The 23,504-nt window shown below is 33.2% G+C and carries 19 protein-coding genes, 1 other RNA gene, 1 pseudogene, 1 riboswitch and 1 other annotated feature; of the genes and pseudogenes, 10 read left to right on the top strand and 11 right to left on the bottom strand.

Going from position 1 to position 23,504, the window contains the following annotated elements; translation table 11 throughout:
• Positions 1-127: 127 nt before the first annotated feature.
• Positions 128-300, bottom strand: a riboswitch (Lysine riboswitch).
• Between the two features lie 107 nt (positions 301-407).
• The 4 genes from hydE to proS form a co-directional block, all read right to left on the bottom strand.
• Positions 408-1,451: a [FeFe] hydrogenase H-cluster radical SAM maturase HydE gene (gene hydE / locus CKL_RS02975; protein WP_011989174.1), complete on the bottom strand. Its 1,044-nt coding sequence runs from the start codon at positions 1,449-1,451 to the stop codon at positions 408-410.
• A 69-nt stretch (positions 1,452-1,520) separates the two neighbouring features.
• Entirely contained in the window at positions 1,521-3,650 is a 2,130-nt protein-coding gene (locus CKL_RS02970) for a HelD family protein (protein WP_011989173.1), read from the bottom strand.
• 54 nt (positions 3,651-3,704) lie between these two features.
• The gene (ftsH, locus tag CKL_RS02965; RefSeq protein WP_011989172.1) at positions 3,705-5,534 is read right to left on the bottom strand and encodes an ATP-dependent zinc metalloprotease FtsH; all 1,830 of its coding nucleotides are present in this window, start codon (positions 5,532-5,534) and stop codon (positions 3,705-3,707) included.
• A gap of 206 nt (positions 5,535-5,740) precedes the next feature.
• Positions 5,741-7,177: a proline--tRNA ligase gene (gene proS, locus CKL_RS02960; protein ID WP_041700903.1), complete on the bottom strand. Its 1,437-nt coding sequence runs from the start codon at positions 7,175-7,177 to the stop codon at positions 5,741-5,743.
• Positions 7,178-7,240: 63 nt separating this feature from the next.
• Positions 7,241-7,457 (bottom strand) — a binding site (T-box leader).
• Between the two features lie 135 nt (positions 7,458-7,592).
• Here proS and CKL_RS02955 point away from each other — a divergent pair.
• Complete coding sequence (locus tag CKL_RS02955) at positions 7,593-9,206, top strand: GxGYxYP domain-containing protein (protein ID WP_011989170.1); 1,614 nt, start codon at positions 7,593-7,595, stop codon at positions 9,204-9,206.
• A gap of 55 nt (positions 9,207-9,261) precedes the next feature.
• Here the strand turns inward: CKL_RS02955 and CKL_RS02950 are convergent, their stop codons facing one another.
• Complete coding sequence (locus CKL_RS02950) at positions 9,262-10,050, bottom strand: polysaccharide deacetylase family protein (RefSeq protein ID WP_011989169.1); 789 nt, start codon at positions 10,048-10,050, stop codon at positions 9,262-9,264.
• Positions 10,029-10,967 (bottom strand): fused DSP-PTPase phosphatase/NAD kinase-like protein, encoded by a 939-nt coding sequence (locus CKL_RS02945; protein WP_011989168.1) that lies wholly within the window; start codon positions 10,965-10,967, stop codon positions 10,029-10,031. Before CKL_RS02945 ends, CKL_RS02950 begins: the two co-directional genes overlap by 22 nt.
• Positions 10,968-11,123: 156 nt before the next feature.
• Between CKL_RS02945 and CKL_RS20590 the strand changes: the two genes are divergently transcribed.
• The 6 genes and pseudogenes from CKL_RS20590 (at position 11,124) to CKL_RS02925 (ending at position 16,012) form a co-directional block, all read left to right on the top strand.
• The gene (locus CKL_RS20590) at positions 11,124-11,270 is read left to right on the top strand and encodes a hypothetical protein (protein ID WP_011989167.1); all 147 of its coding nucleotides are present in this window, start codon (positions 11,124-11,126) and stop codon (positions 11,268-11,270) included.
• A gap of 18 nt (positions 11,271-11,288) precedes the next feature.
• Positions 11,289-11,411 carry a hypothetical protein gene (locus CKL_RS21470; protein ID WP_265874612.1) on the top strand — a complete coding sequence of 41 codons (123 nt, stop codon included), beginning with the start codon at positions 11,289-11,291 and terminating at the stop codon, positions 11,409-11,411.
• Between the two features lie 91 nt (positions 11,412-11,502).
• Positions 11,503-12,891: a membrane protein gene (locus CKL_RS02940; RefSeq protein WP_011989166.1), complete on the top strand. Its 1,389-nt coding sequence runs from the start codon at positions 11,503-11,505 to the stop codon at positions 12,889-12,891.
• Between the two features lie 468 nt (positions 12,892-13,359).
• Positions 13,360-13,717: a transfer-messenger RNA gene (gene ssrA / locus CKL_RS19680) on the top strand.
• 176 nt (positions 13,718-13,893) lie between these two features.
• Positions 13,894-15,500, top strand: a pseudogene (locus CKL_RS19675) (IS1182 family transposase).
• Positions 15,501-15,709: 209 nt separating this feature from the next.
• Positions 15,710-16,012 (top strand): hypothetical protein, encoded by a 303-nt coding sequence (locus tag CKL_RS02925; RefSeq protein WP_011989162.1) that lies wholly within the window; start codon positions 15,710-15,712, stop codon positions 16,010-16,012.
• Positions 16,013-16,460: 448 nt separating this feature from the next.
• Here the strand turns inward: CKL_RS02925 and CKL_RS02920 are convergent, their stop codons facing one another.
• Positions 16,461-17,663: an MFS transporter gene (locus tag CKL_RS02920; protein ID WP_011989161.1), complete on the bottom strand. Its 1,203-nt coding sequence runs from the start codon at positions 17,661-17,663 to the stop codon at positions 16,461-16,463.
• 53 nt (positions 17,664-17,716) lie between these two features.
• Entirely contained in the window at positions 17,717-19,660 is a 1,944-nt protein-coding gene (locus CKL_RS02915) for an oxidoreductase (protein WP_011989160.1), read from the bottom strand.
• A gap of 255 nt (positions 19,661-19,915) precedes the next feature.
• Here CKL_RS02915 and CKL_RS02910 point away from each other — a divergent pair, with 255 nt between their 5' ends.
• The 3 genes from CKL_RS02910 to CKL_RS02900 all read left to right on the top strand — a co-directional run bounded on the left by CKL_RS02910 (position 19,916) and on the right by CKL_RS02900 (position 22,020).
• The gene (locus CKL_RS02910; RefSeq protein WP_011989159.1) at positions 19,916-20,842 is read left to right on the top strand and encodes a LysR family transcriptional regulator; all 927 of its coding nucleotides are present in this window, start codon (positions 19,916-19,918) and stop codon (positions 20,840-20,842) included.
• 289 nt (positions 20,843-21,131) lie between these two features.
• Positions 21,132-21,749, top strand: coding sequence for a transposase (locus tag CKL_RS02905; protein WP_011989158.1), 618 nt, complete (start codon positions 21,132-21,134; stop codon positions 21,747-21,749).
• On the top strand, positions 21,718-22,020 hold the full coding sequence (locus CKL_RS02900; protein ID WP_011989157.1) for a transposase: 303 nt from the start codon (positions 21,718-21,720) through the stop codon (positions 22,018-22,020). The genes CKL_RS02905 and CKL_RS02900 overlap by 32 nt, the downstream gene beginning before the upstream one ends.
• A gap of 91 nt (positions 22,021-22,111) precedes the next feature.
• Here CKL_RS02900 and CKL_RS02895 read toward each other — a convergent pair whose 3' ends face one another.
• From CKL_RS02895 to CKL_RS02890, 3 genes are all read right to left on the bottom strand, one after another.
• A complete protein-coding gene (locus tag CKL_RS02895; protein WP_011989156.1) occupies positions 22,112-22,369 on the bottom strand; it encodes a hypothetical protein in 258 nt (85 codons plus the stop codon).
• Positions 22,370-22,398: 29 nt separating this feature from the next.
• The gene (locus tag CKL_RS20585; RefSeq protein WP_172634742.1) at positions 22,399-22,542 is read right to left on the bottom strand and encodes a zinc ribbon domain-containing protein; all 144 of its coding nucleotides are present in this window, start codon (positions 22,540-22,542) and stop codon (positions 22,399-22,401) included.
• A gap of 516 nt (positions 22,543-23,058) precedes the next feature.
• Positions 23,059-23,496: a hypothetical protein gene (locus CKL_RS02890; protein WP_011989155.1), complete on the bottom strand. Its 438-nt coding sequence runs from the start codon at positions 23,494-23,496 to the stop codon at positions 23,059-23,061.
• Positions 23,497-23,504: the final 8 nt, after the last annotated feature.

Below are 23,504 nucleotides of genomic sequence, written 5' to 3'. Positions count from 1 at the left end.
CATATGTGCAGCATTGCACACCCACTCCACTTTAAAGAAGCTGGAGCAGTAGCTAATTACCTCCTCAGGATAAAAAATAAGTGCAGTAAAGGAACACAGACCTATACTGCACATTATGCACAGCTGTGTACCTTGTAGCTCTCCACCAAGTATATCTCAGTGACAGCCTTACACATATTATATGCAAAGCCAAAGTTAGGTTCGCCAAACTAACTTTTCGGCTGTAATTCCTTTCTTTATTCCTCAAACATCTGCCGATTAAAAATAAATACTATTAATTACAGCACCTCTACCCTAGGCAGCAAAATTATTAAATTGCCCTAAGTTTATCATAAACTTTTACTAATTTCAACTTTTTTAGTCAGAAAACTTTTTTCCCATTATTTTTAGACAATTATTTTGATTTACTAAACCACTGATTTTATTCTAAATCCTTTAGAGTCAGAAATACTTCTACCTATATTATTTATTTTTCCTGTAATGCAGTTTCTACAATGAGCCGGTGTATCTCCGGTACAAATTTTACCTGGATAAAGAGCATAAAGTTTTCTATACACCCCTTCTGTTACATTGGGCATAACCACATTTGCCCCACTTTGAAGAGCTATTTCCCTACCATTTAGCTCCAAACTTTCCATGGCTGTTGTAGCCGGAATATTTATATCTGGCATTAACAATCTAATTACAGCCATAACTTTTATGCTAGTTATAAAATTCCCTCCCATTTCATCTTTTAATGGAGTATCTTCATTTGGAATAAAAGGGCCTATTCCTATCATATCCGCATCTATTTCTTTAAAAAACAATATGTCCTCTGCTAAAGATTCAACACTCTGATTTGGAAGTCCTATCAAACATCCTGTGCCTACTTCATACCCTAAAATTTTAAGTTCTCTTAAACATCTCTTTCTATTTTTATAACTCATATCCGGATGCATTTTTTTATATAACTTTTCATCTGTGGTTTCTATCCTTATTAGATATCTATCTGCACCTGCTTCTTTAAAAGATTTGTATTCTTCAAAAGTCTTTTCACCTATACTCAAAGTCAGTGCCATATCCATTTTCTTTATATTTGATATTATATATTTAAGCTTATCTACAGTATAGTAATCATCCTCTCCAGACTGCATAACTATGGTTTTATATCCATACCCCTCTGCTTTTTTAGCAAGTTCAATAATATCATCTGGAGATATTCTATATCTTTCAATATTTTTATTATCACACCTTAATCCACAATACATACAATTTCTTTTACACATATTTGAAAATTCTATCAATCCTCTTAGATGAACTTTATCACCAACATATTTTTTTCTTATCCTGTCAGCTGCCTCAAAAAGTTTCTCATTACATCCATCATCCTGAAGCAAGTGAACTATTTCGTTTTTATCCAATCTATGTCCATATTCTGCTTTTTCAATTAACTGCACTGATTTATTTATCATAATCTTATAAACTCCTTTATAAAACACTAAGCTTCAGGATAATTTAACAAAACCTGAAGCTTAGAAACTTTAATTAATCGAGGAAGTCTTATACACATACAATTCATGTAGAGCTCTTGTGGCCATTATATACTTTAATGTATCGTCATTGCTTTGAGAGGTATCTACCATTATAACGGCATCAAATTCCAGACCTTTAGCAAAATAAGATGGAAGAATAACTTCTCCACTAGAATAAATCATATTTTCTCTATCTATAAGATTTATATGCATCCTTCTTTTAATTAAATTACCTAAAGCTTCTGTATTTTTTAAATCCCTACATATTACAGCAATACTTTCGTAACCTCTCTCCTTTAATTCTACAACATCATGGAGTATTTTGTCCACAAGTTCTTTATGATTATCTATTTGTTTTTCTATAACTTCTTTTCCCTTTCTCACTAAGGATATTATTTTGTTATGTTTCAAGTATTTATTTGCATAACTAATTATTTCATTTGTAGATCTATAGCTTTTGTCCAATGAAAAATTCTTCACTTCTATATCGGTAAAAATATCTTTTAATCCCATCATGGCACATTTATTCTCTGAGGGTATAATCATTTGATTTACATCCCCTACTATGGTAAATGACTTACAGTCTGTAAGTTCCTTGATAACCCAAAACTGAAGAGGTGAATAGTCTTGAGCTTCATCTATCACTATATGCCTTATTCCCTTGTTATATTTTAATCCTTCTAATTTTATCTTAAGATATAAAATAGCAGCTAGATCATTATAAATCAGAGGCTTATTTTTATTAAAGTAATTATATATAGAAAGCACATCCGGCTCATTCATCCACTTTAATTTTTCCTTTTTAATTTTTATTACTTCATATATCACATTTCTTATTTTATTTCGTCTTTTATATTCTAGATCAGTTTGAAAATCATTAAGTTCTCCCTCTGTCATATTTTCAATTCTATCTTTATAGTCTTTTTGAATAAGATTTACTAAAATATTTCTTTCATCTCTTATTTTTGAATAGATAATTCTCTTTAGTCTCCTAACTCTTTTGAATAAAGGCATACTTTTAAAATCATATATTAACATTTTATTTATCTGTTCCTTAGACAATATTACCTTATCATAAAATAGTACATCCTCCATTTTAAAATAAGATTTTTCCACAACATCAATCAATTTATTTATATCATCCATATATTTTAAAGAACCCTTATATATAACCTCATCAATAAATTCTCTATTCTTATTTACAACATTTTCTGTATACTCCCTAAAACTCATTATATATGGCAGGTTTATCATACTGCCAAAGAATTCTCTGAAAGTTGTTTGAATAACTTTTTCTTCTCCTAAACTAGGAAGTACTCTTGAAATATAGTCTATAAATATACTATTAGGACCTAGTATAAGTACCCTTTCCTGTAGTATTTTCCTGTAATTATACAGAAGATATGCCACCCTGTGCAAAGCTATAGTAGTCTTGCCACTTCCCGCTACCCCATTCACCACAACTGCTCCTTTTCTTGGCTGTCTTATTATATTATCCTGCTCTTTTTGTATAGTCATTACTATATCTTTTAACTTTTCTCCTGCATTTTTACTGAGTACCATTTGTAATATTTCATCTTTTACGTCCAGACTGGAATCAAACATCCCCAGAAGATTGGATTTCTTTATAATGAATTGCCTTTTTGAGAGTACTTCTGCTTCAACTTCCCCTGCAGGAGATTTATACTTCAAAGTTCCCAATTTCCCCTCGTAAAACAAAGCACAAACAGGAGATCTCCAATCTATTACAATGGGTTCATAGTCTTCCCTTGCAGTCATTCCAAATCTCCCTATGTATATACTTTCCCTCCCATAACTATCCTCAAACTCAATTTTTCCAAAATAAGGTGAGGATTTAAGTATGGAAAGTTCTCTTATATTCTTATTCACCAATCTATACTGTTCTTCTCTTGCATACATTTCATGACTAAAATATTCTACATATTGGTCTTCATCATCTCTATATTGTTCTAAGTTTTTTTCTCTCAAGTCAAGTATGGAACTTACAATTTGTTTTCTAATATTCACATAATTTAATATTTGGATTTTAATTTCTTTTAACACTTCTTTTAGCTTTTGTTTTTCTAAATTGAGTTCAAGTTCCCTGTGTAAATCCTTTTTTGAATTCTCTTCATACATATTTATATCTCCATTTCATTGACTTTTAATTATTAAAGTTCCTATCGATAAGATCTATTTTCCTTTACCTCTGTACATTCTTATTATGCCCATAAACTCATCCCCCATTAAAGTTTCCTTTTCAATAAGTTCTTCTGATATTTTTTCAAGTAATTTTATATTGTTTTTTAAAAGTTCTCTGGACTTGTTATGACATTGTTTTATTATATTTAAAGTTTCCTCATCAATAATTGAAGCCGTTTCTGCACTACAATTTCGCACTGGTCTGCCATCTAGATACTTATCTTGCATTGATTCTAGTGCCATCATATCAAATCTTTCTGTCATTCCATAAACGGTAACCATACTTCTGGCAGTTTCAGTTGCCCTTTCAATATCGTTGGCAGCTCCTGTGGATATACTGCTAAACCTAACCTCTTCTGCAGCTCTTCCAGCTAACATAACACATATCTGATCTATCATCTCTTCTCTGGTAATCAAATACTTCTCTTCTATAGGAAGCTGCATTGTATATCCAAGAGATCCCATAGTTCTTGGTACTATAGTTATTTTATGAACAGGATCTGTATGTTTTAATAGTGTTGCTACCAGTGCATGCCCTACTTCATGAAAAGCAACCTGCCGTTTTTCTTCCGGAGAAAGTATTCTATCCTTTTTTTCCTTACCGGCTATAATTAATTCCACGGCATTTTGAAGGTCATCCTGAGTTACTTCATACCTGTTATTTTTAACAGCCTTAAGTGCTGCTTCATTTATTATATTGGCAAGGTCTGCTCCTACAGCTCCGGGGGTGGATTTTGCTATAGCATTTAAATCTACATCTTTTGAAACCTTAACTCCCTTTATATGAACCTTTAATATATCCTCTCTACCCTTTAAATCCGGTCTATCAACTACTACTCTCCTATCAAATCTTCCCGGTCTTAAAAGTGCCTTATCTAAAACTTCCGGTCTATTTGTAGCAGCTAATATCACTACACCCTTTGAAGAATCAAATCCATCCATTTCCGCCAAAAGCTGATTCAAAGTCTGTTCCCTTTCATCATTTCCCGACACATTTCCCCCTCTACTCTTGCCTATTGCATCTATTTCATCTATAAAAACTATGCAGGGAGCTTTTTCCTGTGCCTGTTGAAATAAATCTCTTACCCGGGCAGCGCCCATGCCTACAAACATTTCCACAAAAGCAGAACCTGATATGGAGAAGAAGGGAACTTTCGCCTCTCCTGCTACCGCCTTTGCAAGCAAAGTTTTTCCTGTACCCGGAGGACCTACAAGAAGTGCACCTTTAGGTAATCTAGCTCCTATAGAAGCATATTTTTGAGAGTTATGCAGAAAATCCACTATTTCGACAAGAGATTCTTTAGCTTCCTCCTGCCCTGCTACATCTTCAAAATTAACACCAGTTTCATTTTCTGCATATATCTTGGCAGTATTTCTACCAAAGGACATAACTCCACTGCCCATTCTTTTACCTAATGCTCCTAAAATAACTTTTGCAAAAAACATAAGTATAATTACAGGTAAAATCCAACCTGTAAAAATGTTCTTCATTACAGCATTTTCTTGGGATGACCCATCAAACTTAATATTGGCATCATCTAATTTTTGTATTAAATCTGGATCATTTAACTTTTCCGTATAAAGTATTTTTTCTTCTTCATTTTGCTTACTCTTAAGTGTTATGAACAATTTATCCTTTCCTATTTTAACTTGGGATATTTTATTCTGGTTAATATAATTGACAAAATCACTGTATTTTATATGCTCATATTTTAATCCGTTAAAATATTCATTAACTGTAAATACAATTATAATAGCTAACAATGCATAACAAATAAAATATATAAATTTATTATTTTTGAATTTTTTACCATTCAACATAATTTGTATGAGCCTCCACATCACTATGACTTATAATTCTAGTTATATTATAACAATAAATGTTTTCTTTCTTAATACTTTATAATATATTTTCAAAGTTATTTATTAATATAAAAAAGAAATACTATGAAAATTCACAGTATTTCTTTTCATTATAACTATTTGCCAAGTCATCTATATCTAGCAGTATTTTCTAAATAATTATTTTAATATGCCCTGCCCCAATAAACTAATTTATCTGCTTTCTTTCCACAACATACACAATTATCTGAAATATGTTCCTGATTAAACGGAATACACCTTGAAGTTGCACCAGTAAGTTCTTTAATTTTCTCTTCACACCTGGCATCCCCACACCACATGGCTTTTATAAAACCTTTTTTATTATTTTGTATAGCCTTAAATTCTTCCATATCTACAGCATTATGTGTATTTTCTTTTATAAACATCTCTGCTTTTTTTAACATAGAATTATGAATATTATCCAATAACGCTGGTACTTCATCACAAAGATTGCTCATAGGTACCATTATCTTCTCCCTAGTATCTCTCCTTACGAGTACTACCTGATTTTTTGCAATATCCTTAGGTCCCACCTCTAAACGAATAGGTACACCTTTCATTTCATGTTCACTAAATTTCCACCCTGGCATTTTATCACTATCATCAATTTTTACCCGTACAATTTTACTTAATTCCTCTTTTAATTCATCTGCCTTCTCAAGCACTCCCTCCTTATGCTGTGCTATAGGAACTATTATTACCTGCAGGGGAGCTATTCTTGGCGGAACTACCAATCCATTGTCATCTCCATGTACCATTATAAGAGCTCCTATAATACGAGTGGTTATTCCCCAGGAAGTTTGATACACATACTGCAATTTACCGTTTTTATCTAAATATTGCATTTCAAAAGGTTTTGCAAAATTTTGGCCGAAATAATGGGATGTACCGGATTGCAGCGCTTTTCCATCATGCATTAATGATTCTATGGTATATGTGGCTTCTCCACCTGCAAATTTCTCACTTTCAGTTTTCTGTCCTTTTAAAACAGGAATAGCCAGCATTTCTCTGCATAGTTCTTCATATATATTAAGCATCCTTATAGTTTCTTCTTCTGCTTCTTCTTTAGTAGCATGTATTGTATGACCTTCCTGCCACAGAAATTCAGTAGTTCTCAAAAAAGGCCTTGTAGTTTTTTCCCATCTTACCACAGAACACCATTGATTATATAACTTTGGAAGATCCTTATAAGATTGAACTATTTTAGCATAATGTTCACAAAATAAAGTTTCTGAAGTAGGTCTCACACATAATTTTTCTGTAAGTTCTTCATTCCCTCCCTGAGTAACCCAGGCAACTTCAGGAGCAAATCCTTCTACATGATCTTTTTCCTTCTCAAGAAGTGACTCTGGAATAAAAAGGGGCATATATACATTTTCATGACCTGTCTCTTTAAATCTTCTATCCAGATAGCCCTGGATATGTTCCCACATGGCATAAGCATAAGGTCTTATTATCATACATCCCCTTACACTTGAGTAGTCAGCCAGCTCTGCCTTTTTCACAATATCAGTATACCACTTAGCAAAATCCTCATCTCTGGATGTTATTTGCTCTACCAATTTTTTATCCAATTTAATTACCTCCAAGTTTAATTATAATTTTTATAAATTATTTTAAATATAAAAAAGCCCCTAATCCCCTAAAGGGACCGAGGTTATATCGGCGGTACCACCCTGATTAATATATTTGATACCAAATATACTCGCTTAAAACTTTAACGATTATCACCGCTGCACTCTAATAATTAAAATACAGAAACTCCAGGGCAGGTTCAAAATAATTCTTTAGAAACTCTCACCAGATGTTTCCTCTCTAAAAAAGAATATAAAATTTACTAGTCCCCTTCTTTGCATTTTTAATATTCAGTTAATTACAATAACATTTTATATGATAGGTTATAAAAAATCTATTGTCAATATATTTTTGAACAATACTATATACACATAAATTATTAAAAAAATTTGCATAATAAGTACTAAGGAGGTGTAATTTTTGAAATTAAAATATAAACTTAACAAAATTTTTACCATAGTTATTATTTTTACCCTATGTATCAATATATTTAATTCAGGTGCAAGTGCTTCTTCTCTGCACTCCTATTATATAAAGAACCCTAAAAAACCTACTCACCTTTACGCAATATATGAAAATAATTTAACTCCAGAAGAAAGGACAATGATAGCTACTCTGCAGGGAGTAATATCAAATAGTTCATATTCCCAGATATATATTTTAAGCAAAAGTCACCCAGATTACAATATATGGCTGGATGATTTAAAACAAAATCATGGGGTAACTTATGACATAGTAAAGGATCCCTGGTATTTGCTGGACAAATTCAAATCATATGTAAAGGGATATGTACTTTATAGTAATTCTTCTTCTAAAGATCCTTCAATAAATAATGCCTGCTCTCTAGCAGCTTTAAAAAATTGCATAGCCATTGATGAATCCATAGAAAATAAGCTTAGAGATCATGGTATAAAAAAATTGAAAGGTGATTGCAGAAATACCGATAAATACTGGGCCTACAATAATCTATGGAATTCTAAATTAAGCCACTCTATTGTGATTGAACTGTCTCCAAATAAAAGCACAGCTTTAAGGGATTATGCCATAATGAGTAAATGTCTTGTATTTTATGAAGACACACCTAAAGAATTTCCCCTACGGGACAAAGTATTTAGCTCCATGGAGAAGGACTCCATTTGTTTAGGCTGGGGGCCAGATGAATATGAAAATGTACAAGAAGCTTCAAAACACGGCGTAAGCATAGTTCCTGCAGACTGGTCCTATAATTTAACTGTACTTAGTGCATTTCCATGCCAAACTTTAACTCGAAAAAATAACTCTTCAAATAGTTTTCCTAAAGAGAACACTCATTTTGTTACATTTATTATGTCAGATGGAGATAATCAACAGTGGACTCTTGGAAACAATTATAGCTCTAAAAAGTGGTATGGCTCTCCCAGCCGTGGCAAATTCAACATGGGATTCACCATAAGTCCTTCTCTATACGAACTGGCTCCTACTGTATTTAAGCTGTATTATAAAAGTGCTTCCCAAAAGGATTACAATGACAACTTTATTGTATCTCCTTCTGGAGCAGGTTACATGTATCCCAGTAAACTTAAAGAAGATGCCCTTGAATTAAATATTAAAAGGTTAAATAATTATATGAAAAATGTAGATCAAAAATATATTTCAATTTTAGATAATTGGTCTTTTGATAATATAGCTCTATGGGATAAGTATACCGTATATCCCAATATACAGGGCATATTTTATTTAAATTATCACAGACAGGACGACTATAAAGGAAAAATACTGTGGAGCAATGGTAAACCAATAGTTTCATGTAGAAATCTTCTATGGTCGAAATTAGAAGGGAACAACACCTTAGTTGAAAAAATTAATTCTTATGCAGATAAAGGATATACTGATATAACTAATCCCAACTCCTATACTTTTGTATATGTACACGCCTGGAGTAAAACTATGGATGATATCGAAAAGGTTATAAGTGAATTAAATAAAAATTCTAAAATAAAAGTGGTTACTCCTGACACCTTTATGGAACTTATAAAAACTAATATTAAACATTGATAATATAAAAGTTTAAGGCAAGACATATTATAATTTAATATCTTGCCTTAGACTTTTAATTTGTAAGTATTTTTTTAAAGAATCCTGAAGTTCTTTTAGTAGATATAGGAAAATATAGCTCTTCAGTATCTTCTGTTATAATTTTAAATTCATATCCCTCATTTTTATAATAATCTATTACTTTAGGAAGAGCAATGCAAGTATTTTTATGCATATAATCACAGTGCATTAAAAGTATAATTGAATTAAGGTTTTCTGGATTAGTGGTAGTCTCTTTAAATATTTTATAAGGAGATGTTTTAGCATTAATTCCATCGGAAGCTTGTATGTTCCAGTCATATATTTTAAATTTATTTTCATGTAATTTCTGTAAAAGTTTATTATTTAAATGTTTTCTGCTGCCGCCTGGAAATCTTATTATATGACTTTCCAATCCTGTAATCTTTTTAACCATATCCCCTGTAATATTCATCTCCTTAATGAAATTATCACTACTCTTATAAATATTACCATATTTATGAGTATAGGTATGAAGCCCTATACTATGTCCCTCACTTGCGATTCTCCTTATTATATTCTCATTATCTGGTATTTGATTTCCTATAACGAAAAATGTAGCCTTTACATTTTTTTCTTTCAATATATTCAAGATATTATTGGTTATATTACTGGGACCATCATCAAAAGTTAGATAAATAATCTTTTTTTCATCGGCACTTATGGATTTTCCTGTATTTTGTTTTGTATTCTCTGCCATAACTATAGTTACATTTAAATTCACCGCTGCAAAAACCATAATAATAAATACTATACTATTTATTATTATGCTATTTTTATATTCCAATCCAATACGCCTACCTCTCTTTTATCTTTTACCCATTGAGACCAGTTGGTATTAAATCCATCCTTGTTTTCTTTTACATATTCATAAAAATCTTTTATAAATTCAGATCTTTCTGAAGAATAACTTCCCGGTTTATAAGAAGGCTTAAGAAGATTTTTTCCTCCAATTAAGACCTGCCTTTCCATTATATCCTCTAAACTTACCTGTTTACCATTTTTCATGATATCATACATCACCATAAAAGTAGTGGTTCTTCCAATACCAGCTTTACAATGAAAGTGCACCCAACTGTCTTTAGGGAACTTTTTTACCAATTTTATAAAATAGTCTACCATTTCATCACTAGGTCTTTCATTGTCAGTAACAGGTATTCTTACATAAAACATTTTATTCTTTTCTACTAACTCTTTTTCACTTTGTACCTTAGTAGGTATAATTTCTTTATTTTTTATGGTAATTGGTTCCTTTAATTTAATACTATTCAATCTCTTAGCTTCATCCTTTAATACTTCTTCCTTTGTCAATCCTTTATTTCCTTTATTTTTCCCATCTTCTCCTAGCCAGCTCACTGCAAAATGATTGATAAATCCATGGGATTCTTCTCTCAAATCTACTATAAATATAGGCATATCGCCTATAGCCTTTTTCATAAGTCCTATATTTTTTGTAGTAAACTGCGCACCCCCTGATTCATTTAATGAAGAAAACCCAGTTAAATTAGGAAGATCGTCATCCTCTTTAATAGTATCTGTGGTCTTTCTAAATCTTTTTGGCATCTCATCTTCTCTCTTAGAATCTATTCTAAGCTGCTCATCTTCATTTTGTGAGTTAAAAATACCTCTAGAATATACTACAGACATTGCCATAAATGATACTGCAAATATAATCAACATAAATATGCTAAATTTTTTCTTCATAAATATATCACCTCTCTTAAAAATTAATAGTTAAATTTAACAGTATGTCTTTTTAATAATTCATATATATCTTTTCAATTTTTCACAAATAATATTACTGAAAGAAATATAAAATTATAAATTATATTTTGAATGAATTTTAAGGAGGGTGTCTCTATGGCTAAAGCAGGTACCAGAAGACCTGATCCGAAAGACCCGCATGGAACTGAAAGCAACAAAAAAACTCACATTAAAAAGAACACTTTAGAACCTGTTCCGGAAATTCAAGGAAAAGCTAAAACCGGAAATAAGAAGACATATTAATTTAGGAGGTTTGAAATAATGCCAAAAGATAGTCAACCTGACAATAAAAAAGCCAGGAAAATGAAAAGTAAAGGACAGACACCTATTACAGAAGAAGCACAAAACCATAATAAAAATTCAAAAAAGCAATCAACAAGGTAAAATATTTTAGATAAACACTTATTTTTTCAATCACCATGGAATTTTCCTCCGCATAAATTATTAATATATTTATTTTATGCGGAGGATGGATATGAATGTTGTATTAACCAATCTGCACTATATATACCTTATTTTTATCTTAGTGATAATCCTGGCTATGATTCTAAAAAGGGATATATCTCTCATATGTATAGTTGGCATTTTTACCCTTGGAATATTCTCAACCCATTCTATATATATATCCATTATACAAATTTTCAATAGTCTCATTTATGCCACTAAAGAACTTATGCCTACCATCTTTATTATTTCCATAATAACTGCCATGAGCAATGTGCTAGTTGTAGTAGGAATAAATAAAGAATTAGTATCACCTTTTAAGAAAATAATTAAATCCTACTGGATGTGCTATTGGATCATAGGTATAGTTATGATGACATTATCCTGGTTTTTCTGGCCTTCTCCTGCAGTAGCTCTCATAGGTGCGTTATTTTTACCCATAGCAAAAAAAGTGGGCCTTCCTCCTATAGGAGCTGCAGTAGCTATGAACTTATTCGGTCACGGTATTGCCCTGTCCAGTGATTTTATAATACAGGGAGCACCTAAACTTACAGCAGATGCAGCAGGAATAGGAGTCTCCAGTGTAATGTCTGCAAGTATTCCATTAACTATAGTAATGGGAATAGTGACTACAGTAACAGCTTTTTATATGCTGAGAAAAGACATAAAAAATAACAAATTGAATACCAGTTTTAATAAAGAAGAAGAAACATATGAAGAAAAAAATGTTATATCCTCCAATATATTTAGAAAAATATTAACTATACTGATTATAGCTATATTTTTAGGAGATATAATAATAATGTATATGTATAAACTCCAAGGTGGAGATGCTACTGCTCTAATTGGAGGAACTTCTCTGTTTATTCTAAGCTTTATTTCAATTATAGCCTATGGTAAAAAATCTTTAGAAAATATTACAGCTCATATTGTAGAAGGGCTTCAATTTGGTTTTAAAGTATTTGGTGTGGTTATTCCTATAGCAGCATTCTTTTATCTGGGTGATTCAGCCTTTATTGAAATATTCGGTAAAGTGTTGCCTCAATCTTCTCACGGAATAGTTAACGACCTTGGAATGGCTCTTTCAAATATAGTACCTTTAAATCCGCTGTTGGCTTCTGGAACTTTAACTGCTGTAGGTGCCATAACAGGATTGGACGGCTCTGGCTTTTCAGGAATATCCCTGGTAGGATCCGTAGCCAAATTATTTTCTACTGCAATAGGCGGAGGAATAGCTACGTTAACAGCCCTAGGTCAAATAGCAGGTATATGGGTTGGTGGAGGAACTATAATTCCTTGGGCAGTAATACCTGTCGCTGCCATATGCAAAGTAGATGCCTTTGAACTAGCCAGAAGAAATCTAAAACCTGTGATAATCGGTTTACTTGTAACTACTTTATGTGCAGCATTTTTGATATAATGTATAATAGATGAAATTGGTTTAAGAATTAATGTATTTACCATAAATATAACTTAATATACTTTTGTATACTATTGATAATTTTACGGTTATAGTGTAATATTGATACTGCATTTAGCCGCACATATTTCACTTATTATCTACTTTAAGATAATCAAATTACACTTTATATAAGTATAATGAAAGTGATTTTTTAAAATATGCTTGAATATCCATTTATCCAAACGCTGACATTGCTAATACTCCTATCTTTTTCAAAAGGAAGTAAACATTGTTACACGTTTGGATAAGTTTTTCTAAAGTTCAGATGGAGAAGAAGTATTCCTCATATACAAACTTTGCCTGAACCTCTGAATTACTTGATATTATAAATTTTCATATTTAAACAAGTTGACTTAAAACAACTTAAATGATATAATTTAATACTACATTGGCTTACTGCTATATGTAGTATTAAATTATCAACTTGGGGGCGTAATTGGTTTCGACGGGGGTAAGATGTGTTTGAGAAGCGAGTCGAGGGAATCCTGTGGGCCCGCGTTAAAAAACTATGGGGTTTAAATATAAACGAAAACGATAATTTAGCATTAGCTGCCTAATATAGCAGCTCGTCAGCCTAAGATTCCCACGACTTAGGGTCTGGCGTCGACAGTGGGGAAACGAGTCCAGGAAAGCTTTGACCTGGAAACGGAATTTATGAAGCTACTGAACTTAGAAGCCTGTCCTTAGGCGTCTAAGAGAGGGAATTCTAAAATAAGGACTGCACTCGGAGATGCTCAAATGTTTCTGCTTTCGGACAGGGGTTCGACTCCCCTCGCCTCCACCAGTAAAACCCACGATAAATGATACATACAACCGTACTGAATTCAGTACGGTTTTTTTGTATGAGAAAAGGGGCTGTTGCACAACTAATAAATAAAAGTTAGGGTGCAGCAGCCCTAATTTCATGCAAAAAATAAAATGCAGGTCCAGAAAGACCCGTAAGTGTTGTAGAATTGAATTATGCGAAAATTCGAAACCCAACAAAAGAATTATACCGAATTTGATGGATATTATCAATTGGTTTTGCCCTTAGATTTTGAAAAGATAATACCAGAGGATGATTCAGTTAGATTGCTAAGCCATATTACAGAGGAGTTGAATTACGAAAAGTTATACAAGGCGTATACTCCCACGTGGGGAGAAAATTTGCGGTCGAGCCTAAAATCCTATTCAAGATACTTGCATATGCTTATGCTGAAGGTATCTATTCAACCAGGAAAATTGAAACTGCTTGCAATAGAGATGTGAATTTCATGTGGCTACTGCAAGGATATAAAGCTCCGGATCACTCAACAATAGCAAGATTTCGCAAAGGTTATCTGGGGAAAGCCGTGGAGGACCTATTCTATCAACAGGTTAAGTATCTACATGACCTTGGAGATATCCAATATGAAAATCTTTTTGTAGATGGGACAAAAATTGAAGCTAATGCTAATAGATATACATTTGTTTGGAAGAAATCCGTCAACAAAAATGAAACAAAAATGTTTGTAAAAATACTCAAATGTATTGAAACAATCAATCTTGAGTATATAACTAACTTCGCAATTACAAAAGAAACGCTGCTGGATGACATAGAAAAGGTATTGAATTATCTTGAGGAAAAGCGTCAGCAGGATAAGATAGAGTTTGTCCATGGTATTGGAAAGCGAAAGACAAAGCTCCAAAAGCTCAAGGAAGAACTTGAAAATTACTATGAGCGTCAGAAAAAATATAATACTCATAATCAACTGTTTGATGGAAGAAATAGTTATTCGAAGACAGATCCTGATGCAACTTTCATGCATATGAAAAATGACCATATGCGAAACTCACAACTAAAACCAGGATACAATGTTCAGATTGGCGTTGAAAGCGAGTATGTCATAGGAGTTGGAGTGTTCCAAGACAGGAGTGATGCTACCATATTGATTTCTTTTCTTAAGAATCTACAATCAAATCTTAGAGCGACTTATCAAAATGTAATTGCAGATTCTGGATATGAGAGCGAAGAGAATTATTTGTATTTAGAAAAGAATACTGAGAATTACTACATAAAGCCTCAGACATATGAGAAGTGGAAGAAGAAAAGCTTTAAGAACAACATAAGCAAACGGGAGAATATGACCTATGATTAAGAAAAAGACGAGTATATCTGCCACAACGGGAAACACTTACTACCTATTGGTATAATGTATAGAACATCAGCAACTGGATATAAATCAAAAATAACTATATATGAGTGTGATGATTGCAGTTCATGTAAATTTAAGCCCAAATGCACTAAAGCTGCAGGAAATCGACGGATGCAAGTATCCAAAACCTTTGTTAAAAAACGCCAAATATCCCTTGAAAACATAACTTCTTCCAAAGGAATTCTACTAAGAGTTAATCGCTCAATACAAGTTGAGGGTGCTTTTGGTGTTCTCAAAAATGACTATCAATTCAATCGATTTTTGACACATGGCAAAAGCAGTGTGAAAACTGAATTTATACTGCTTTGTTTTGCATATAACATAAATAAGTTACACTCAAAAATACAAAATGAAAGATGTAGAATGCATCTTCATAAAATCAAGTCTGCCTAAATTCTAAGAAAAAATTTATAAAATAAGGGAAGCTTTATTAAGTTCGTCCAAAAAAAATAATCCAAGAAGGGAGATTTTTTTACATCTCCCTTTCTCGGATTATTTTTTATTTTAATGCTAAAAAGTGGCATCGCTAACTATTTTAAAGTAGTTTTGCGACAGCCCCTTATATTTTTAAAGGAAATTGTTAAGTTGGCAGAAGAGAAAGGATGGAAAATAAAAACTCAAAAAGGTTCACATATGCATTGAAATTGTGCTTATTTGATTTATATCAAGATAAAGAAGGCATACCTGAAGCAACTAAAATGAATAATGCAAAATTAAATAATACTCAAGTAGTTATACTTGTAAAAGTTGAATTAAAAAAGGTTATAAGAGAATATGATAATAGGACTGTTAAAAAGACTTTAACAATACCTTCATGGCTTAATACAGAGGCTGAAAAGGCACATTTGAATTTTTCGCATGTTCTTCAGGAAGGATTGAAAAGGCAATTGAATATTAGTGAATAAGAGTCTGGTCCTCGGGCTCTTATATTTTGTTAACAAAATAAATAAAAATTGTGAAACAAATCTGGTACATATTTAGTATAAAAGAGAACATACATAGGTATGTGTAAAATAAAATAGAAATGATAAAAGCTAATTTTTATTTTTTAGGGAATAACTAAATAATAAGAGACTTCATAGAACATAAAGTCTCTTAATTTTACATTGTTTGTTTTATGCTGCTTATTATAAAAGTTTTAAGTATGTCCATTTAAACAATCTTGGAACTTTTATAAATATTGTACAGGCCTAAACAAAAGATATTTATACATTGATCTACAGGCAATTTCTTTGGTTCTAGGGTTATCTGTTTCGTTATAGTATTATGCCTTACGGGTGTTATCAAAGATGCTGTAGACTTCTTAAATATCCCTTTCCCACTTATTTGGGGGAGCCAAGAAAGGCTTCCTCTTTATGATGCATTTATACCGCATGCTGTTTTCTTATTCCCTGTAAATGCAATAACTGTAAATACAACCGCCAGAATCAGAAGTATAATAATGGAGAATAACATAGCGCCTTGAGTTCTGGTAAGTGTCCGGGATGATGTAAAAATTGCTCCTCCTGCTGTTACGAGGTATGGACAGATTGTCATACCTGCATTCTGCATACATGTTGCAATGGAAACAGCCATACCTGAAGAAGCCTGTGAAACAGCTCCTCCGGCACCGTTCAGGATACATGGCATACAGATTGAAAATGCCAGTCCACACATAAACGCTCCAATGTAAGACATTGAAAGATTTGGTGCATATGTCATAATCAAGAATGACACCGACAGAAGCACACATCCAGCGGTAAGTGTGAGTTTTTTACAAATATCCGACACCTTGCCAAAGATGAATCCCATAACAAATCCGCCCAGTGCGAAGCATGCCAATGAATAACCGGCTGCTACGGTATCACCAAGCCCACGCTCTGTAATGAGTGATGACGCGAAATTTGCGTAGGTCTGTGCACCAGACATATATACAAAAAACGCTACACACCAAACCCACATCATAGCCGTTGGCTGGAATTTCGCCTTTTCATTCGGTGTTTCAGCCTTAACCAGCTGCTTGTATGGAATACATACAAGGGCTGCAATCAGAGATAGAGTTGCAATCAAGTGGACCAAAAATGCAATATTCCAGCTGATTCTTCCAAGATATCCAGATACCAGTGAGAAAAATAGTGCTCCCAGCATCTGGAATGAGGTCATGTTTCCCATAACCTTTGCCCTTTCTGCAGGATCCTTGAAATTTTCAACTACTAGTGCTGGACAGAGCGACTGAATAATACCAACACCAACACCGAAGAGAAGACGCATTATTAAAATCGTTCCCAGACTGCTCATGAAGTAAGGAAGTGTTCCGCCTACCAGCCAGAATATAACACCAGCAATCATCAGTGTTTTCTTCGGAATAGAATCCATCAATTTACCGCTAATCAGTGTCACCAGAATAACGACCAAACATGGAGCTGAAATCAAGTAAGCAACTACTTTTGTCTGACCAGCCTCTGGGAAAGCGGCAGCAATACTTGCCACGTTACTTGCTACAGCAATAGCACCCATCATCAGGATTGCACACAGGTAAATACCAATTTTTACTTTCCCATTATTATTTTTTCCCATCTCTCATTTTCCTCTCATTTTCTTATTATTATGCAAAATGATAGTATCTAATCTTAAATATCCAGTGCACGATAGTAACCGTTTGTAACTGCCTCAACAACACGACCCGGTTTAATACAGTCGCCTGTTTGAAATACACGTGGTGCTGCGTTATAGAAGCTGTCTGCAACTGCACGGTCAGCTTTCATACCTGCTGCTAACAAAATGCTGTCAGCCTCAAAAGTAACTTCACCATCGGTCGTCTCACAGGCAAGTCCTTCAGCTGTAACAGCCTTTGCTTTTGTATTTACATTAATTTTGATATTGCTGTCACGCATTGCTATTATCATTGCATTTTTATGCATAAAGTAAGCATCTGCTGCCCAGTCGCCTTTCATCTCAACGATTGTAACATCCTTTCCAAGGCTATCCAGGTAAATTGCACATTCGCATCCAACAAGACCGCCGCCAAGGATAAGAACCTTCTGTCCAAGTGCAGGAGTTGGCTGATGAAGAGCTTCAAGACCAACAACTTTCTCATTATCAATTCCAGGGATTGGTGGAACAATCGGTTTAGCGCCAATAGCTGTAATAATAACATCGGCATTTTCTGCTGCTGCCTGCTCAGCAGTAAGTTCTGTATTCAAACGAACATCGACGCCTGATTTCTCCAAACGTCCCTTTAATACTTTTACAAAGTTGAACATATCCTGCTTAAAAGGAATATATTGTTCAGAAAGAAGCTGTCCGCCAAGTTTACTGTTTTTCTCATAAAGAGTAACAGAATGACCACGATCAGCTGCTGTAATAGCTGCCTCCATACCGCCTGGGCCACCACCAACTACGATAACTTTCTTTGGCGTTGTGGCCGGGAATGCATGCTTATTTTCAAGCTCATTACCAATAACCGGGTTAAACGCACAGCAAAATGTTCTGTTTGTTAAATAATTGAAGAAACAGGTGTAGCAGCGGCAGCAACGAGTAATATCATCTGCATTTCCTGAAAACGCTTTCTCTGGAAAATATGGATCAGCGAGTGATTGACGTGCAACCTGTATGATATCTGCTTTTCCTGAAGCAATAATTTCTTCCATCATGTCCGGATCATTTAGTCCGCCTAATGTGGCAACCGGGGTCTTAACATGCTTTTTAATCTCAGACGCAAGATATACGTTATATCCATGTTCAATAAACATAGATGGGTGAGTAAATGTAAATACCTCCGGGTCTTCATGAATACCAGCAGAAACATGGATAATATCGACCTTCCCATCCAGCATTTTGGCCATCTTAATGCCCTCTTCGATTGTGTATCCATCTTTCGTATACTCTGCTCCACTCATACGGAATTCAATTGGATAATTAGGTCCAACAGCTTCACGTATTTTTTCTATTACCAGCAGTGAGAAACACATACGATTCTCCAGACTGCCTCCCCATTTATCTGTTCTGTGATTCATCGTTGGAGAACTGAACTGACCAAGCAGCCATCCATGACCACCGTGGATAAGTACCATGTCAAAGCCAGCTTCTTTCACCAGTTTTGCACCCTCAGCAAAACAATCTGCGACTCTGTAGATGTCCTCATCTGTCATGCTGCGAACCTGAAGTCCTTCTGGATTTACTTCATCATTCGGCCCAATTAATGTGCCATCAGCATTGCTATGACCACGGGCATTCCCATATTTTCCCCCGTGGGCGAGCTCCATTACTGCATTACAATTGTGACGATGCATAGCGTTGGCAGCTTCCTTAAGTGAAGGGAGAGACATTACATCATAGAGTTTTATTTCTTTCGTGTGTGTACGACCAATGGCATCTACAATACCAAGACCAATAGCTACACTAGCAAGGCCACCGCGTGCACGATTTTCATGAAATGCGATTTCTTCTTTCCGCATATTGCAGTCTGTGTCTAATTCTGGATTGGACATCGGCGCACCAAAAATTCTGTTTTTAAAAGTAACTCCATTAATCTTAATAGGACTTGCAAGATGTGGATAATATTTGTTCTTCATAGCTTTTTCCTCCTCTTTTTATCTGAATTTGATAATTTTTTGACAACTTAAGTATATATGATAAAATTAAAACAAAAAAGAAGAAAAATCATTGTATCAGTACAAGCAAAAGGTTGTATACAAGAGAGCGTTTCGTAAATATTGGCGATTTTTAATCATAATTGTGCTATTTTCTACAAGAAATTTATTGTATAGTGTGCTATGATTTAATATATGTAAACGATATTTAAAAAAAGTTATGAAGGAGGATGAGTTATGACATTTAGACAAATGGAGGTCTTTATAGCAGTATGCGAGTGCAAAAGTATCAATAAGGCATCTGCGGTATATCATGTGTCCCAGCAAGGCATATCCAAAATAGTTCGAAAATTAGAAGAAGAGCTGGGATGCCAACTGCTTTACAGAGATACCAATGGAGTATCCCTCACGCAATATGGCGCGTATTTTTTGGATGAATGTCGTATTATTTTAGAGCGAAAAAGATATATGTATTCCCATATTTCTCAGATAAAGGATGTTCCTCAGGAAACTATTTTTCTTGGTATGGCCTTTGGAGTAGTTTCTGTACTGCCTTATAAACTGATTACTGATTTTGAGAATATACATCCACATGTGAATATTGAATATACAGATCATGCAGACTTTTATCTGGAAGAACTTTTGAAAAAAGACGAATATGATTTTTGTATTACAATTGGTGTCATGAATACAGACCGCTTTTCTGCTGAATGTTTAATTCAAGAACAGACATATCTGTGTATTCCGTGGACACACGAATTATACCGAAAAAAACATATCCAGATGGATGATTTGAAATGTCAAAGATATGCCATGTTCAGTACACAATTTCACATCCGCCACAATTTTGTTGCGGCTTGTCGAAATGCAGGATTTAACCCAATCATTGATATATCCTCTAGTGATTTCAACTCCTTAAGAGAGATTGCAGAACATAACAATCTTCTGTTTGTTGTTCCGGCACATACCATACGCCCGGATGATCCCAAGCTCAGATATTATAAATTCCCGGATGATAACTTTAGCTGGGATGTATATTTCGTAAAGAAAAAAAACAAAGAATTGACTGAAAATATGTTGGCATTTTATCGATATATAAAAGAACAACTTCCTACACTCAATAATCATCAGAGTACAATAACTTTTCAGGATCCCAATGAATGAGATTCCAAATAAAAATTCATCATACAGTACATATTCGACGAAGTAGTTTTTAGGGACATATTTCAAGGATTTACTATTTAGATACAAAGCATTAAGTTTAATGAACTATTAAATTTGCATTAAAAAAATATATAAGTAACCGTAAAAAAATAACGTCTATATTTAAAAAGTTTATTTTACTAATATTATAGATATAAAAAAGGAGGTAATCTGTAATGAAAATAAAACGTATTTTAAAAACATTGACAAGCATTATACTAATAATCATTTATTATGGAATAATCATCTAGTGTTTGCTGTTGACGGAAGTAAAGCAAAAGTCCCAAATTCTGATGAAAATAGAGCATTTTTTGGAGAATGTGGTAATAATCATTCCAAAGGTCAAGTAAGAGCTTTGGTAAGTAGTATATTTGATGTATTTAATCATTTCTTTTTAGATTTGCAAATAGATTCTATTAAAACAAGTGAAAGTGAGCTAGCAAAGAAAAATATTAATGCCATAAGAAAGATACTGCCGAATACAAATTTTATTGTTGTATTTGACCGTGGATATCTGTCAATAGAATTAATTCACTTTTTAGAGGAAAATGGAGTTCAGTATTTGTTTAGACTATCCAGCAATGATTATAAAAAAGAACGGGAGTTTATGATTACAGAAGATGAAGTTGTAAAGCTTATGCATACAAATCCAAGGTTAACAAAAATAAAAAAGAATCATCCTGAAATTGTGGAGGAATTAAGGTCAAAAAAGTATACTTCATCGAGGATTGTTTTATCTAAATTACCATCTGGAAATGAACTTGCACTGATGACAAATCTCCCAACTGAATTCAGTGGAAAAGAAATAGAGAATCTATATTTTAAGAGATGGGAAATTGAAAAAAAAATATCATACCCTGAAGAATAAAATGAAGCTAGAAAGTGTTAAAGGAAAAGCAGCATTATATGTATACCAAGACTTTTGGGCACAAATAGTTGTTTACAACATGATACAGGACGTCTTACATTCATCAAATAAAACTATAGAAAAAGAAACAGAGAAGCGTAAATATAAGTATCCTATCAGGATCAATGAAAATATAGCGATAGGACTATTTAAAGAAAAATTTATAAAATTGTTAATTGAACCAAATGATAGAATTAGAGAGGAAAAATTAATCCAATTACAAAATTCATAGAAAAATATGTTGTTCCCATAAGAAATCTTAAAAGTCAAGATAGGAAGCATAATATTTCTAACAAATATCAGAATAACCACAAAAGTAGTTTTTAAAAGAGCAAAAAATCTATCTTTATTGAAATAGGATATTTATCCATAGTTACTTTAGCATCCATACTTTGTAAAAATGTTTGTGTCTTATTCATAACTCTATCCCCTTGCAATGTCACAGAGAGATTACTTCCATCGCTGTTTTTCCATCTATATGTTATAGTTTTAGTATCTCCATCGCCTGTGGAAGATTCCTCTGTACCCTCCCCTAAAATTGTTTTGACCTGTTCATAAGTCATGCCTATTTCAATCTGCATAAACTTATCATAACTATATTTTTTGTCCTCTACTTTAGGCCTTGCAGAGCTGTTATTATTTTATGCTTCATAAAATAATTTCTCTGGTCTTCTCCACAATGCGGACACTTTTTAACACTCTTTGCAATATCCGCACCACAAGCTTTACATTTTATTAGATTTTTATTTTCCACTATAATTCCCTCCCCCATTTATGTATATTTTATTTAATTGTAACAATATAGTAACAATTTGTCCATATTTAGACATAAAAGTGAAGCCTACTAGAAAAATCTCTGGTAGGCTTGGAGCATATATTGGGTTGTAAATAATAAACTCAGGAATGTTGACTTCATAAGTATATGATATACTATTTTACATATATTGTAAATATATTTTAAACCTAAAGCTCTCTTTTGTTTTAAATACAATGAATTGGATATAATGGTTAATACCATAAGAATATTTTTATATTTTACTCATTATGTATTAGTATTACCTCAATAAAAGCTCTGGCAAATACCAGAGCTTTTATTAAATTATATTGGTTATAAAAAATTAAATAAGGATATTAACCTTATAAATATATAATATATAATTTTGCAATATGTTCAAATAAGCTATAAGCCAAAAAATATAGTGGCCTGTTAAGACCACTAAACTCAATTCTGTACTGTTTGTACAGTGCTTTGAATAGTAGATATTTGTTGTCAGAGCTGTGCATTTTGAGCTTCCAACTGACTTTTCTCTGTAGCAAGTTGGCTTATCTGTACCTGAAGCTGAGATATCTGCTCTAACAGAGCCTTTTGACACTGGTTCCTTTGTTCCTCTGGTGCCTTTGAATCAAACACCATTTCTTGAATAGTATCATCAATTACTTTTTCTAATTTAGGTGTAATAGTTATTTTAAATGCTGCCAATCCTTCTTTAATACTTTCCTTAGCTTTTTCTTTCCTTTGCTCTAAAGGCAATTGAGATGATATTGCTAATTGTTGAGCTGCTTTAGTGGACTTAATTCCTAACTTATCTATTAGGTCTAATATGCCAGTGGCCCTGCTCACTTTATTGCTTAAAGGAAATAAGAAACCTACGGAGCCACATACCCCTATAATAACAACTATAGTTATAATTATTTGATAGATATTCATTACACATT

Origin of the sequence: Clostridium kluyveri DSM 555, assembly GCF_000016505.1 — a bacterium.
Lineage (GTDB): Bacteria > Bacillota > Clostridia > Clostridiales > Clostridiaceae > Clostridium_B > Clostridium_B kluyveri.
This window is presented reverse-complemented; position numbering and strand designations above follow the sequence as displayed.

Bases quoted from the DNA above. Each gene is read 5' to 3' on its own strand.
- CKL_RS02890 (WP_011989155.1), bottom strand. From the start codon at position 23,496: ATGAATATCTATCAAATAATTATAACTATAGTTGTTATTATAGGGGTA.
- CKL_RS02940 (WP_011989166.1), top strand. From the start codon at position 11,503: ATGAATGTTGTATTAACCAATCTGCACTATATATACCTTATTTTTATC.
- CKL_RS02895 (WP_011989156.1), bottom strand. From the start codon at position 22,369: ATGCAGATTGAAATAGGCATGACTTATGAACAGGTCAAAACAATTTTA.
- CKL_RS02915 (WP_011989160.1), bottom strand. From the start codon at position 19,660: ATGAAGAACAAATATTATCCACATCTTGCAAGTCCTATTAAGATTAAT.
- CKL_RS02945 (WP_011989168.1), bottom strand. From the start codon at position 10,967: ATGAAGAAAAAATTTAGCATATTTATGTTGATTATATTTGCAGTATCA.
- CKL_RS21470 (WP_265874612.1), top strand. From the start codon at position 11,289: ATGCCAAAAGATAGTCAACCTGACAATAAAAAAGCCAGGAAAATGAAA.
- CKL_RS02970 (WP_011989173.1), bottom strand. From the start codon at position 3,650: ATGTATGAAGAGAATTCAAAAAAGGATTTACACAGGGAACTTGAACTC.
- CKL_RS02920 (WP_011989161.1), bottom strand. From the start codon at position 17,663: ATGGGAAAAAATAATAATGGGAAAGTAAAAATTGGTATTTACCTGTGT.
- hydE (WP_011989174.1), bottom strand. From the start codon at position 1,451: ATGATAAATAAATCAGTGCAGTTAATTGAAAAAGCAGAATATGGACAT.
- CKL_RS02910 (WP_011989159.1), top strand. From the start codon at position 19,916: ATGACATTTAGACAAATGGAGGTCTTTATAGCAGTATGCGAGTGCAAA.
- ftsH (WP_011989172.1), bottom strand. From the start codon at position 5,534: ATGTTGAATGGTAAAAAATTCAAAAATAATAAATTTATATATTTTATT.
- CKL_RS20590 (WP_011989167.1), top strand. From the start codon at position 11,124: ATGGCTAAAGCAGGTACCAGAAGACCTGATCCGAAAGACCCGCATGGA.
- CKL_RS02925 (WP_011989162.1), top strand. From the start codon at position 15,710: ATGGAAAATAAAAACTCAAAAAGGTTCACATATGCATTGAAATTGTGC.